We start from the raw sequence: 13748 nt of genomic DNA, 5'->3' as shown, positions 1-13748 counted from the left end.
TATTAATAATCTATACTCTATTCTAAGAAAAAGTCTTTCAATAAATATATATCGTCTCTTACAAAAATCAGCATACCCTTTCCAAAAAAGTCATAGGCTTCAAAAGGTGCATTCCTAAATGGTAGATCAATTTCTTCCACCATTTTTTTTAGTTTTTTTGAGTATTTAAATAATATTGCATTTTGGTGATTTCTCTTTGCAGGTGTACCAAAAAAATGTATACTTTGATCTGTTTCCATAATAAAATCACATTTATTAAAAAAGTATCCTTCTTTAAATAATTTTTGATTATTGATTTTAATAATATTATCTTTGATATTAAACTTTAATTTATATTCAGCATTATTATGGATCTTTTCTTTAAATGATTTTGCAAACTCCGGATAAATTTCATTTGGTGTTTTATTTTTTTTTATTCTTCTTTCTCCTATATATGAATAAGACCCATCATCCAAATTAACTTTAAAATCATCAGCATATACGCAATTTTCATCAACACATACCTTTTTTATACTTCTAATCATGTTAATGTCCGGTTCTTTTTTTCTTAAATTAAACTTAGATTCATATTTGTCATAGAAATGTTTCCATATATAATTCCCTGTTTTCATGTCAATGCAAGCTATTCCACAGTTATACTCCCCCTCTATACCAAAATCAAGAGTTCTATTGGTCAAAATTATTTGTTTTTCTTTTATATATATAGCTCTTGAAAAATAATGTTCCCACTTAGTATTCCAAATCAAATTTCCTCCATTATCTATCAAAACTCCACCGTTCGATAATAGATATTCATCGTTTATATTTAATAAATGCTTTTGGCCTAGTATTGTTGGACAATCTTTAGAAACAACTTTCTTATACTCAATCTCACTCATTATTATAGTTCTCCTTTTTGCTCTATTAATAATATGTTTAATATTCTATACTATTCGTTTATTTCTTCATTTAATAAAAAAAAGCAACAAAAACTATTTTAGTTTTTGTTGCTTTTTCTTTAATTTTAATTAGTATATAACTTTCCAATTATCATTAACGGTTGCTTTAATTGTTTTTCTCTTTAGTATGTAATTTGCAATTAGTTCAGCCATATCTGTTTGTATATCTTTAAGGACCGGTTTACCCCTAAACAATAAATAATTACCACCGCCACCTGCTCTGTAATTATTCATTACTACAGCATATTCCCCCTCCATATTAAGAGGAGCGTTTTTATAATTAATTTTCGTAATTCTAAAGTTTATAGGTTTTGTAATATCTATAACATAATCTATGCCTTCCCACATATCATAATTATAATGTTGGAGTTTAAGATAATTACCATTCTTTGCTAACCCTATCTCACCATCAACTAAACTAAAATATTCTGCTGTTCTCTCGAGAGCCGCTTTTATGTCAGAACCTTTTATCCTAATTACCTTTAATGTATTCGGATATTTGTAATTTGATATTATATCTCTCATCGTAACCTTATAATTAAAACCCTTACATTTATTATCAAAGATAGCTGTGTTGGATATATCAACCTTTGCTGCATCCATCTGAACATTATTTATAAACTCAACAAAAGCATTATCTTTAAGCCTTACCTTTAATGGGTCTTTTATAAGCATGTCCCCTTCTACATGTCCAATTGGAATATCAAGCCAAGCTTGCGTTTCTGTTTCTATTGGGCATGTAACATTCAAAATTTTCTTATCAACATCTAAAGCATTTGCATCAATAACTTTAGACACTTTGCTTCGCACTGACCATTTGCCAGATATTTTAACTAAGTCCATAGTTACTTTGCCAATACAATTACCATTGTAACCTGGTTGCACAACTAAAACACCATTTACCAATAAATTTTCTATAACTCTATGTTGATGGCCAGTTAGAAGCACATCCATATTACTCACTTTAGTACATAACTCATAACCTTGATTTTCTCCTGTGAGTTTTTCAGAAAGTTCCCCCGTTTCTAAATCTCTTTCAAACCCGCCATGATAGGATACTATATTTATGTCCGTAGCTTCTTTATCTTTCATTATATGGAGCCAATAACTTGCACTCTTTACTACATCTTTAAAATCTAAGTCCTTAATTGTACCTTCACTTTCCCAGTTAGGAATATACTTAGTTGTTAGCCCTAAAATACCTACCTTTAAACCATTATCAAAAGTTTTAACAATGTAAGGCTTATTAATAAAACTTTCCCCTGTAATTTTTTTTGTAATATTAGCACATAACCATGGAAAATTTGAAGTTTTTATAGCATTATCCAAATAAGCCCTTCCATAATTAAATTCATGATTGCCAATTACAGCAGCATCATATCCCATAATGTTCATGACCTCAATCATTGGATTCGGCCTACTATTATTAATTTTAGCATGAAAATATGTAAGAGCTGTACCTTGAACCATATCCCCATTATCTATAAGTAAGGTAGCCTGATTTATTTCTCTTTCCCTTGCAATTATAGTGGACAAAGCCGCGAGGCCACAGTTTGCATAGGAGTTGTCCGAATAATTTATAGGTAAGACTGTTCCATGAACATCACTAGTTTCTAATATTGTTAGTCTAAAATTTTCATTAATACACATATTAAACTCTCCAATCAAAAGATAAATAATTCTAATAACTAATTTTATCATAAAACAAGTCTATATGATAATAAATTTGATTTCCTCCTATCTAAGGTTCAATTGTGTACATAGCCACTTCATCAATTTCACGGTTTGTAGCTATAATAATATCTTTATGATCTTTTACATAATGATATACATTAGCAGGTCCACACCCTGTATCAATATTTTCGCATTGTATCTTTCCTTTTTCAATATTATACGTAAGTGCAAATAGGGATTTTTCACCTTGTCTATGTCCAACTACAATAGAAGGCTTTCCACACAAATTTCCTCCATAAAGGGCATGGGTAAATTCTACCGGCTCATGATGTGCATACATTTCCGTGTAAGTTCCTTCTATCTTCTTATATATTCGTACAGTTTCTCCATGAAAAGGTGCAAGTACAGCCAATTCCATTTCCCCATCACTGTCAATATCCACTAGAACCGCATCACTTGAAGGAGTATTTATTAGTTGCTTAATTTCCCATTCCACCCCCTCTACCTCTGGAGGTACAAACTGAAAAACTCCAATTTCACATGAAATTACAGCAGTCTCTACTCCCTCTTCCATCACTTTATAATATCCGTGATTCTTTAGCATACCATCCTTTATTACCTTTAGCTCAAGCTGAAACTCCTCATTAAATTTGCTTAAATCATTAGGAAGCTTAGCTGCATATACCTTTCCAGGGCTTGACCAGTCATCTTTATATTCATGACCTGATTTTAAAGTGCATGCTATTAGATATATATTACCGTTTCGCTTGATTAAGTCGAATCTGTGGACATGAGGAAGGTTTACTAAAGTTTTAACACTCCATCGCCCGTCCGTGCCAGGTGTTACTATTACAATTTTCGCTTGTTTTGAATCATTTGGCGAATAAAACTTATGCGTTGCCAAAAACTGTCCATTAGTTCCTGGCACCTGAACCATACTCATAACACCACCAGGTTCATTCCATACTGTTTCAATTTCATTTCCTTCTAAATCAAAAAGTATACAACGATCAACTTTTTCAGCTGCTACTAAAAAACAGTTTGTACCATTATATTTTAAGGGAGCTACTGAATAACATTTTGTTAAATTTGCAATGACCTTTTTATTAATTTTCATATTTGCCACCTCATCTAATATATTTATTTTATTTTTGACCATAATAAGCATTTTCACCATGTTTTCTTAAAAAATGCTTGCCTAGAAGATTATTGTCTATAGATCCTAGCTCCTTATTTAATTGAATACTTCTATAAGCCATTTTTGCAACCTCTTCCATTACAACAGCATTATGAACTGAATCCATTGCATCTTTTCCCCAAGCAAAAGGGCCATGATTATTTACTAATACACCTGGTACAAATTCCGGATTAATTCCTTTAAATGTCTCCACAATTACCTTACCAGTTTCATATTCATATCTTCCCTTAATTTCTTCTTGCGACATTTTTCTAGTACAGGGAATACTTCCATAAAAATAATCTGCTTGTGTTGTTCCAAAACAAGGTATTGCCATTCCGGCCTGTGCCCAGCTTGTTGCCCAACTTGAATGGGTATGCACTATACCTCCAATTCCTTTAAATTCTTTATAGAGTAATATGTGTGTATCAGTATCTGAGGAAGGATTTAATTTACCCTCCACTATTTTGCCATCTAGATCAATTACTACCATATCATCAATTTTCATTTTTTCGTAGGAAACTCCACTTGGTTTTATTACAATTAATCCTTTTTCTCTATCAATTGCACTTACATTTCCCCAAGTAAATGTTACTAATCCCTTTTTAGGGAGCTGTAAATTAGCTTCTAATACTTTTTCTTTAAGCTCTTTTAGCATTTACCATCCCACCTTCGATCATTTTTTCTTTAACAAATATTCTTGCGTTGTAAATATCACGCACAGCATCTTCTTTGGTAATAACCTTGCTATTATCAGCCCACATTTCTATTAGAAAGGGTCCTTGATAATTTAATTCTTTTAATTTTTTAAAAAGTGCAGCAAATTTTACAATCCCCTCACCAAAAGGAACCTCTTTAAATACTCCTGGCTTTGTTTCTTTTACGTGAATTGCAACAGTATGTGGAAGTCCAAGTTCTAGTTCTGCCTCAACATCGCTACCCCAAGCACTCAGATTACCTAAATCTGGATATATTTTAAACCAAGGGGAATTAAATTTAGTTATATATGGCATTGCTCTTAATATAGTACTTATAAATTTGGTATCCATTATTTCAAGTGCAAGCATTACACCTGCTTTACTTGCCATTGCTATAGATTTTTCCATTCCTTCTATAAAGAAAGCTTTTGTAATCTCATCCTCTTCCTCATAATATACATCATAGGCAGCTAATTGAATTGTCCGTATCCCTAGATCCGCGGATAGTTCGATTGCCTTTTTCATAATATCCAAGGCTTTACTACGAGTATTTTCATCTTTACTTCCAAAGGGGAATCTTCTATGACCACTTAAGCACATACTTGGAATCATAACCCCAGTAGCACTAATAAGCTTCTTTAATTTTTCTCTTTCTTCCTTTGACCATTCAAGTCTGGCTAACCTTTCATCTGTTTCATCAATTGAAATTTCCAAATAGTCGAAGCCAGCTTCTTTTGCTGATGTTAACTTTTCTTCCCAGGAAAAACTAGAAGGCAAAGCTTTTTCATAAATACCAATAGGAACTCTATTTAAATCATACATATTCCTTCACACCCCTTTGACTAAACTTTTATTTAAATATATCATCTAGTTTTTCCCCAGTCAACATATTATCATACATTGCACATATGTGCAGTTTAATTCGTAAGCCTTACTATATATAGTTTATTGCATTTTTTTCATTATAATATTATAATTATATTATAAGTATATGTTCACTATAAATATCATTTGTTCAATAATTTATAGTATTACTTGCTCTAAAATTTTTGTCTTTCTACTGAACAACTGAATTATTACTAATTAACTGCCCTGAGCATGTAACTTTTACTTAAAATATTGATTAAAAAGGAGTTTTAATTATGAATGACTTTGATAATATGAATGAAAATGAAAAAAACAGTCTTTTAGCTAGTGTAGCAAGTCTTTATTATGAACATGATATGACTCAATCACAAATTGCTGAACGTTTGTTCACTTCGCGTTCTAAAATTTCAAGATTATTAAAAGAGGCAAGGGATAAAAAAATAGTAGAAATAATTATAAAAGAACCTTGGGAAAGATTAATGGACATCGAGAATGAATTTATGAAGAGATTCAAACTAAAACATGTAAGAATTATTAATACAAAGGGATCTTCATATGAATTAACTCTGATTAAACTTGGTGAAATTGCAGCTTACTATATCGATGCTAAAATAAATAAGAATACTATACTTGGTATATCTTGGGGAAACACTATATACAATACTGTTCAAAGTCTTAAGTCTAACAAAAACATTCCCCTCACAGTAGTACAAATAATGGGAGCTGCTTTAAAAGATAATCCAGAAATAGATGGAATAGATCTAGTAAAACAATTCGCGAAGATTTACGGAGGAAAGTATCATTACTTATTAGCTCCACTTTTTGTGGAGGATAAAGATATGAAAGATAAACTTATACGTGACCCTTATATATCAGATACTTTGTCTCTTGCTAAGAGAGCCACAGTTATACTAACAAGCGTAGGGTCTATAGATTCAACTATTTCTAATACGGCCTGGAGCAAATATATAGACAGCTATACTCAATATTCACTTCAATCAAGTGGAGCTGTTGGACACATTGGCGGGCGTTACTATGATATAAATGGCAAACAAATTGAGTCTGAGTTAAACAACACTATTATAGGAATTGATTTAATAGATTTTTATAACGCACCAGATGTCATTTGCGTTGCAGGATCAAAAGAAAAATCTAAAGCTATATTAGGCGCAATAAGAGGTAAATATATAAAAACACTTATAATAGATGATACCGCAGCGCTAAAAATTTTGGAATTGGATGATGAAGTTCAATTGTAGCTGTTGCACACATGTGCAATCGTTACACATATGTTGACATTGTATAATAATATCGCTATCATAAAAGTATACAGAATATTAAAACTTAAATTTATAAAGGAAGTGATTAAAATTAATAATAATATTATTCTTAATGAAAACATCATTCTTTCAGAAAACATTAATTTAAATGCTACAGCTAAAGATTGGGTAGAAGCTATGAGACTTTCAGGTCAACTACTCGTTAACTCAAATTACATTACTGAAGGATATATTGACTTAACAATTAAAACTGTTGAAGAATATGGTCCATACATTGTAATAATACCAGGACTTGCATTATCTCATTCCAGGCCAGATGTAACCGTTTTAAAAACCGGTATCAGTTTGCTTTCCTTATCAAAGCCAGTGCATTTTAATTGTGAAAATGATCCTGTAGACATCGTTATAACACTTGCCGCTGTAAATGATACTGATCATCTTGGTTTACTTTCAAAATTAAGCGACTATCTCTCAGAAGAAGAAAATATGGACTTTATACGTAATTGTACAGACCCAAAAGCATTGGCAAGAGAATTAAACAAATCTCATGTAGAATAGTATTTAATTAGGGGGTCAAATTAGTGGATATTAATAGCATTGCGAATAGTGGATTCTTTAAAGTGTTTTCAGACAATATTCTTACAAAACCAGAATATTTCATTAGTTTAATTGTATTAATTTGTTATTTATTTCTAAGAAGACCAATACACGAAACTTTTGCAGGAACAATGAAATGTATCATTGGCATAATGATTTGGAATATAGGTGCTGGTGGTCTTGTTACTACATTCAGACCTATTCTTGCAGGTTTAAATGATCGTTTTCACATGAATGCCGCAGTTATTGATCCATATTTTGGACTAGCCGCTGCAAATAAAAGCTTAGGCTCATTAGCCTCAATGGTTATGATTGCACTTATGTTCGCATTCTTATGGAACCTACTATTAGTTGCTTTTGGTAAAATAACAAAAATAAGGACTCTTTTCCTTACAGGTCATATCATGCTTCAGCAGGCAACAACAGCAACTTTTATTGTATTCTTTGCATTACCTAATTACGCTAATGCAACTGGAGCTATTATAGTAGGTCTGCTTGTTGGTACATATCAAGCTGTATTCTCAAACTTAACAGTTGAAGCATGTAACAACCTTACAGACAATGCTGGTTTTGCTATTGGTCATCAGCAAATGGGAGCAGTTTGGCTAACAGATAAAATTGCGGGCAAACTAGGTAATAAAGATAAAAATCTAGATAACATAAAATTACCTAAGTTTCTTTCAATATTTAATGATAACGTTGTGACCGCCGGTACTTTAATGTTAGTTTTCTTTGGTATCATTATGTTGATTCTTGGTGAACCGTACATGAGGGGACTAGAAAACCCAATCGGCAAAGTTGCTTCTGGTAACTTTCCAGCAACATTATCCTTCGCAGCTTATATTATAAATCGTTCTTTAACATTTTCAGTTTACCTATTTATACTTATGAGTGGTGTTAGAATGTTTGTTGCAGAACTTACAACAGCTTTCCAAGGTATATCTGATAAATTTATACCAGGATTAACTCCTGCTGTTGACTGTGCCGCTACTTATGGATTTGGTGCAAAGAACGCCGTTGTATATGGTTTTGTTTTTGGAGCACTTGGTCAGTTCATAGCAATCGCAGGGTTACTCATATTTCATTCCCCTGTTATGATTATCACAGGTTTCGTACCAGTATTCTTTGATAATGCAACTTTAGCAGTATTTGCTAATAAACGTGGTGGTGTCCGTGCCGCTACAATAATACCAATTTGTTGTGGCATGCTTCAGGTACTCGGTGGTGCTTTTGCAATATGGTTCTTTGGTGCTGGAGTTCAAAACCCTCTTACTGGTGGATGGCATGGTAACATTGATTGGGCTACCATTTGGCCTGCATTCGGTGTTTTTGCAAATACATTTAAAATATTTGGTGTATTTGCTCTAATTGTAGCAATGCTCGTTATTCCTCAAATGCAATATCGTAAAAATAAATCAAATTATTTTACACATGTAGACACTGATTGTTAAACTCATATTAAAAAAGGAGAGATTAAAATGAAAGTATTAGCCGCTTGTGGAAATGGAATGGGATCAAGCCAAATGATTAAAATGAAGATTATTAAGGTTTTCAAAAAACTAAAAATTGACGTAGATGTTGATCACCTTAGTGTTGGTGAGGCAAAATCCGTTATATCTTCTTTTGACATGGTCTTTGTCTCTGAGTCATTAGTATCAAATTTTACAAATGCCCGTTCTAAAACAAAAATTATAGGACTTAGAAATCTCTTATCGGAAGTAGAAATAGAAAGTAAAATCAGAGAAGCTTTAAATCTAGACGAAGTAAAATAATAATTATAAAAGGAATGGTGAATAATATGAGTAAAATAGATGATATAACAAGAGAATCCTGGATACTAAGCACTTTCCCCCAATGGGGAACTTGGCTTAATGAAGAAATTGAAAGAGAAGTAGTTAAGCCTGGTAGCTTTGCAATGTGGTGGCTTGGTTGTACAGGCCTTTGGGTAAAATCAGAAGGTAATGCAAACCTTTGTATTGATTTATGGTGCGGCACAGGTAAAAAAACGATGAAAAATCCTTTAATAAAACCAGAACATCAGATGGCAAGAATGTCTGGCTGTAAAAAATTGCAACCAAACCTTAGAGTAGCTCCTTTTGTTTTAGACCCATTTGCTATTAAACAAATTGACGCTGTAATATCAACACATGATCATAATGATCATATTGATATAAATGTAGCAACCGCAGTTATGAAAAATTGCGAAACATCTGTACCTTTTATAGGACCTCAAACTTGTGTTAACCTCTGGATTAGCTGGGGCGTACCTGCAAATCGTTGTATTGTAGTAAAACCTGGAGATGTTGTTAAGATTAAGGATACAGAGCTTATTGCTCTTGAATCATTTGACCGTACTGCATTAATTACAGTTCCAAAAGATGTTACTCTAGCAGGTAAAATGCCTGGCAACATAGATGAGCGTGCAGTAAATTATATTATAAAAACGCCAGGTGGAACTATTTATCACAGTGGTGATTCACATTACTCTAACTATTATGCTAAACACGGAAACGATTATCAAATAGATGTAGCACTAGGTTCTTTCGGAGAAAATCCTAGAGGCATAACCGACAAAATGACTGCATCAGATATACTTAGAATGGGTGAAGCTTTAAATACTAAAGTTGTAATTCCATTTCATCATGATATATGGTCAAACTTCCAAGCAGACACCGAGGAAATTAATGTACTATTTGAAATGAAAAAGGACAGATTGCAATATAAATTCCTTCCATACATCTGGCAAGTAGGAGGAAAATTCATTTATCCTGCAGATAAAGATAAACGTGAATACCATTATCCTCGCGGTTTTGATGACTGTTTTGATGGAGACATAGATTTACCATTTAAATGTTTCCTTTAAAAATGAGAAATTACATCTCAATGGAATAAAAATAAATCTGACATCATTATTCATATGGTGTCAGATTTATTTTTAATTAAAACTACAAACTATATTAACAATAACAATTTCGAATTATCTCTCTTATTAAGTAATTGAATTAAAATTATTATTCATTTTCTTTAATAATTTTAGAAATATTTCTTTTTCTTCTTGTGAAAAATCTTTATATGCAGTAATATTCACTTCATTAGAAATAGCCTTATACTTGTCTTTTATCTGATTACCTCTACTAGTAATTATTATATAAGTAACTCTTTTATCTGTTTCATCTTTTTCCTTTGTTATATATCCATGCTCCAATAGCTTATTTATCAATGGTGTTATCGTTGATTTATCTTTTCTAGTTATTTCAGCAATTTTCTTCATTGCTAACTTTCCATTATTCTCGTATAGAGCAGTGAGAATATTCCCATGAGACGGAATCAATCCATTTAGTCCATTTTCAAGTAATTTCTTTTCTATAAAGCTTATCATTTTTTTTCTAGTTCTGCTTATAAAATGTATTATATATTTATCATTCATATAAAAACCTCAACTTTAGACTTATGTATATAACTTAATAATCATGTATATTATAATCTTATGTGAAAGTACAAGTCAATATAAATTATACATAAAAATAGTTTGACACAAAACTATTTTTTATGTATACTTAGTTTTATGTCAAACTATTATTTTAGAGAGGAGAGTTTAAATTTATGACAACGAGAAAATTTAAAGCCATGGTAGTAAGTGAACATGAAAATAATACCTATTCAAGAGAAATTGTAGATAAAGAGATTTCCAGTCTTCCTGAGGGAGATATCTTAATTAATGTAAAATATTCATCAATAAATTATAAAGATGCTCTTTCGGCAACGGGCAATAAAGGAGTAACAAGAAAATATCCTCATACACCAGGAATAGATGCTGCCGGAATTGTGGTTGAAAGTATAAATGAAAATTTTAAGGTTGGAGATTCTGTACTAGTTACAGGATACGATTTAGGCATGAACACCCCTGGAGGTTACGGCCAGTATATCAGAGTTCCTGCTGACTGGGTAGTTAAGTTACCTGAAAATCTTTCGCTGATAGAAAGTATGATATATGGAACCGCAGGTTTCACAGCTGCTTTATCTGTATATAAACTAATAGCATCAGGTATTACTCCATCTGATGGAGATATATTAGTAACCGGTGCAACTGGCGGAGTAGGAAGCAGTGCAGTAAGCATCCTCGCTAAACTTGGATACAGCGTTATTGCCGCTACAGGCAAACCTGAGGCAAAAGATATGTTGTTAGGAATAGGAGCAAAAGATATAATTCTCAGAGGAGAACTAGATGATAAGTCAGGAAGAACTCTTCTAAAAGGAATGTGGGCTGGAGTAATAGATACCGTCGGTGGAACTATTCTAGCATCAGCACTTAAATCCACTAAATATGGTGGAAGTGTAACTTGTTGTGGAAATGTTGCTTCTCCGGAACTTTTAACTACTGTATACCCATTTATACTTAGAGGTATATCTCTCTTTGGGGTAGATTCTGTTCAATGTCCTATGGACTTAAGATTAAAGCTATGGAATTTGCTTTCAAATGAATGGAAACCCGATAATTTAACTTTAAACGTTCAGAAAGAAAGCCTAACTAATTTAGATTCAAAAATTCAAATGATTCTTAAAGGAAAACTAGTAGGTAGAACTATAGTAAATCTTGATTTATAAGAATGCGAAAGGGCTCCCAAAGGAAATTAAAGTAACTGCAAATCAAGTAAGAAATATAATTAAAATAATAGAACTTATCCAAAAAAAGTAGCTTAAAAAACAATGGGTGGAATTTCAGGGATAATAATAGTAGGGACACTTTAGAATATTATAAGTGTCCCTACTATTATTATCCTCTCATTTATTATAAAAACCATAAATTCAATTTTTATGTTACTAACTTATTTCTTTCCAAACATCTTCATACTTATATCCAGTAAGGTCTTCAACAACTTCTTTTGTTTTTGGATCAACATCAAGTTTTGAACCATTATTTTTCAATCGTTCGATTTCTTTTGTTAATATGATATGTGTTTGTTTATTTAATTTAAAAGTAAAAGTTATGAGTAGCGCCATTACAAGTAACACAATAGATCCAATAACCATGGTATATGCAATTACATGCATTACTTGAGGTGTTTGTGTTGTTTTACCTTTAACAAATCCTCCATACTCCAATATAAGTCCAACGATAAGTGTAGCTATTGCTACACTACTCTTTCTAGTGAAAGTCATAACTGCTGCAAAAAGTCCTTCTCGTCTTTTTCTAAAAACCATTTCATCTACGTCTGGAATGAAAGGGAATACATTCCATGGAGTAAATATTAATACACATACGCCTATTTGATATACAATGGAAATTATAAATAAAATAGCAACTTTAGATACTGGATTAATTAAATATACACCATAATACCCGAGTAAACATACAATCATTGTAGAGTAAGCTATCTTAAATAAATTAGAAGGGCCTACCTTAAGCATCAAAAATCCTGCAAGGATAGTCACCGGTATACCAACAATACTTAGTGAAAGCAAATTAGCAGCGAGAGTAGCTGTAACTTTTAAATCATAAACACAGAAAAATATGAAGGTTGCATTAAATACATCCTTAGCAGTAAATGATAATATATAAATAGCTAAATGTTTTCTAAAACTCCTGATTTTAAATGTAGATATATAATCATTAAATATATTAACAACAGTTTCGAGGTGCTGCTTAAAACTTTTATGTTCACGTGTTTTAATTAATAATTCTTTTTCCATTTCAGGTGAAGGTTCCCTTTCCCAAGTAACCTTATATGTTATAAATATACAAACAGCATATACTACAGCAAATATACATCCATTAAAAAAATATGCGTATGAGTTGTTTTGACCAAAATATTTAATCAATTGTCCTGGAATAAAAGTAGCGAAAAATGTACTTGTAGCAGAAATAAACATTCTCCCTGTAGAAAGTATAGTTCTTTCATTGAAATCCTTTGTCATTTCAGATGGCAATGTTTCATATGGAATTAATATCATAGCAGCAATCATTTCAAACAATAAATAAGAGATTAGATAATATAAGTATCCCATACCTGTTACCCATAACGTTGCATAAACTGCCATTAAAGGTACCCCAATCAATAAAAAGAAACGACGACGTCCAAACTTTTGTCCTAATTTTGTTTTATAAAAGTTGTCTGTTATACTTCCTATGCCTAAACTAACAATTGCATCTACAATACGAGCAATAGCAATAATAGAAGCTGCTTGTAGTGGCGATAATCCGGCAAAAGTTATATAGAAGAAGAGTAAAAAAGCACTAATAATTGTAAAAGCACCTCCACCCATAGCATCAACTAATCCATAACCAAGACCCACACCTATTGTAATCTTTTTTGATTTTTTTAACATTTTAATTACCTCTCTTCAATTTGATTTATTTAAATAATTAACAATTTACCTAAATACCAAAATGTTATTTTATTCAAAGCTGCCTTTGTCAATAAACGTTTTCATATTTGACTCCTCTTTCTTATATTTAATATATCTAGCTACTAAAATTAGTAGCTAGATTGTTTTTATGATAAAATTCCTTTTAAAT

General features: G+C 31.7%; 13 protein-coding genes. 6 read left to right on the top strand and 7 right to left on the bottom strand.

Annotation, left to right across the window (positions count from 1 at the left end; translation table 11 throughout):
- Positions 1-17: 17 nt before the first annotated feature.
- The 5 genes from KPL54_RS08145 to KPL54_RS08125 form a co-directional block, all read right to left on the bottom strand.
- A complete protein-coding gene (locus KPL54_RS08145; RefSeq protein WP_216106096.1) occupies positions 18-878 on the bottom strand; it encodes a hypothetical protein in 861 nt (286 codons plus the stop codon).
- A 129-nt stretch (positions 879-1007) separates the two neighbouring features.
- Positions 1008-2588 carry a bifunctional metallophosphatase/5'-nucleotidase gene (locus KPL54_RS08140; protein ID WP_216106095.1) on the bottom strand — a complete coding sequence of 527 codons (1581 nt, stop codon included), beginning with the start codon at positions 2586-2588 and terminating at the stop codon, positions 1008-1010.
- 91 nt (positions 2589-2679) lie between these two features.
- Positions 2680-3729 carry a hypothetical protein gene (locus KPL54_RS08135; RefSeq protein WP_216106094.1) on the bottom strand — a complete coding sequence of 350 codons (1050 nt, stop codon included), beginning with the start codon at positions 3727-3729 and terminating at the stop codon, positions 2680-2682.
- A 28-nt stretch (positions 3730-3757) separates the two neighbouring features.
- Complete coding sequence (araD, locus tag KPL54_RS08130; RefSeq protein ID WP_216106093.1) at positions 3758-4447, bottom strand: L-ribulose-5-phosphate 4-epimerase; 690 nt, start codon at positions 4445-4447, stop codon at positions 3758-3760.
- Positions 4431-5309, bottom strand: coding sequence for an L-ribulose-5-phosphate 3-epimerase (locus KPL54_RS08125; RefSeq protein ID WP_216106092.1), 879 nt, complete (start codon positions 5307-5309; stop codon positions 4431-4433). Before KPL54_RS08125 ends, araD begins: the two co-directional genes overlap by 17 nt.
- Before the next feature lie 320 nt (positions 5310-5629).
- Between KPL54_RS08125 and KPL54_RS08120 the strand changes: the two genes are divergently transcribed.
- From KPL54_RS08120 to ulaG, 5 genes are read left to right on the top strand one after another with little or no spacing between them, the layout of a single operon-like run.
- Entirely contained in the window at positions 5630-6613 is a 984-nt protein-coding gene (locus KPL54_RS08120; RefSeq protein ID WP_216106091.1) for a sugar-binding transcriptional regulator, read from the top strand.
- Positions 6614-6643: 30 nt separating this feature from the next.
- Positions 6644-7192 (top strand): PTS sugar transporter subunit IIA, encoded by a 549-nt coding sequence (locus KPL54_RS08115; protein WP_216106090.1) that lies wholly within the window; start codon positions 6644-6646, stop codon positions 7190-7192.
- A 23-nt stretch (positions 7193-7215) separates the two neighbouring features.
- Positions 7216-8682: a PTS ascorbate transporter subunit IIC gene (locus KPL54_RS08110; RefSeq protein ID WP_268037948.1), complete on the top strand. Its 1467-nt coding sequence runs from the start codon at positions 7216-7218 to the stop codon at positions 8680-8682.
- Positions 8683-8709: 27 nt separating this feature from the next.
- Positions 8710-9003, top strand: a complete 294-nt coding sequence (locus KPL54_RS08105; RefSeq protein WP_071612497.1) for a PTS sugar transporter subunit IIB — start codon at positions 8710-8712, stop codon at positions 9001-9003.
- 26 nt (positions 9004-9029) lie between these two features.
- Positions 9030-10094, top strand: coding sequence for an L-ascorbate 6-phosphate lactonase (gene ulaG / locus KPL54_RS08100; protein WP_216106089.1), 1065 nt, complete (start codon positions 9030-9032; stop codon positions 10092-10094).
- Between the two features lie 126 nt (positions 10095-10220).
- Here ulaG and KPL54_RS08095 read toward each other — a convergent pair whose 3' ends face one another.
- Positions 10221-10658 carry a MarR family winged helix-turn-helix transcriptional regulator gene (locus tag KPL54_RS08095; RefSeq protein WP_216106088.1) on the bottom strand — a complete coding sequence of 146 codons (438 nt, stop codon included), beginning with the start codon at positions 10656-10658 and terminating at the stop codon, positions 10221-10223.
- Between the two features lie 176 nt (positions 10659-10834).
- On the opposite strand from KPL54_RS08095, the gene KPL54_RS08090 reads away from it, so the two are divergent.
- Complete coding sequence (locus tag KPL54_RS08090; protein ID WP_216106087.1) at positions 10835-11836, top strand: YhdH/YhfP family quinone oxidoreductase; 1002 nt, start codon at positions 10835-10837, stop codon at positions 11834-11836.
- A gap of 216 nt (positions 11837-12052) precedes the next feature.
- Here KPL54_RS08090 and KPL54_RS08085 read toward each other — a convergent pair whose 3' ends face one another.
- Positions 12053-13558 (bottom strand): MFS transporter, encoded by a 1506-nt coding sequence (locus KPL54_RS08085; RefSeq protein WP_216106086.1) that lies wholly within the window; start codon positions 13556-13558, stop codon positions 12053-12055.
- Positions 13559-13748: the final 190 nt, after the last annotated feature.

It is taken from the genome of Clostridium estertheticum (assembly GCF_018861295.1).
GTDB lineage: Bacteria > Bacillota > Clostridia > Clostridiales > Clostridiaceae > Clostridium_AD > Clostridium_AD estertheticum_D.
The sequence above is the reverse complement of the archived record's forward strand: the minus strand, read 5'-3'. Positions and strand labels throughout refer to the sequence as shown.

What these genes read in the sequence shown, in the direction of transcription:
- ulaG (WP_216106089.1), top strand. Translation starts at nt 9,030, where the DNA reads ATGAGTAAAATAGATGATATAACAAGAGAATCCTGGATACTAAGCACT.
- KPL54_RS08095 (WP_216106088.1), bottom strand. Translation starts at nt 10,658, where the DNA reads ATGAATGATAAATATATAATACATTTTATAAGCAGAACTAGAAAAAAA.
- KPL54_RS08145 (WP_216106096.1), bottom strand. Translation starts at nt 878, where the DNA reads ATGAGTGAGATTGAGTATAAGAAAGTTGTTTCTAAAGATTGTCCAACA.
- KPL54_RS08135 (WP_216106094.1), bottom strand. Translation starts at nt 3,729, where the DNA reads ATGAAAATTAATAAAAAGGTCATTGCAAATTTAACAAAATGTTATTCA.
- KPL54_RS08105 (WP_071612497.1), top strand. Translation starts at nt 8,710, where the DNA reads ATGAAAGTATTAGCCGCTTGTGGAAATGGAATGGGATCAAGCCAAATG.
- araD (WP_216106093.1), bottom strand. Translation starts at nt 4,447, where the DNA reads ATGCTAAAAGAGCTTAAAGAAAAAGTATTAGAAGCTAATTTACAGCTC.
- KPL54_RS08120 (WP_216106091.1), top strand. Translation starts at nt 5,630, where the DNA reads ATGAATGACTTTGATAATATGAATGAAAATGAAAAAAACAGTCTTTTA.
- KPL54_RS08085 (WP_216106086.1), bottom strand. Translation starts at nt 13,558, where the DNA reads ATGTTAAAAAAATCAAAAAAGATTACAATAGGTGTGGGTCTTGGTTAT.
- KPL54_RS08115 (WP_216106090.1), top strand. Translation starts at nt 6,644, where the DNA reads ATGTTGACATTGTATAATAATATCGCTATCATAAAAGTATACAGAATA.
- KPL54_RS08140 (WP_216106095.1), bottom strand. Translation starts at nt 2,588, where the DNA reads ATGTGTATTAATGAAAATTTTAGACTAACAATATTAGAAACTAGTGAT.
- KPL54_RS08090 (WP_216106087.1), top strand. Translation starts at nt 10,835, where the DNA reads ATGACAACGAGAAAATTTAAAGCCATGGTAGTAAGTGAACATGAAAAT.
- KPL54_RS08125 (WP_216106092.1), bottom strand. Translation starts at nt 5,309, where the DNA reads ATGTATGATTTAAATAGAGTTCCTATTGGTATTTATGAAAAAGCTTTG.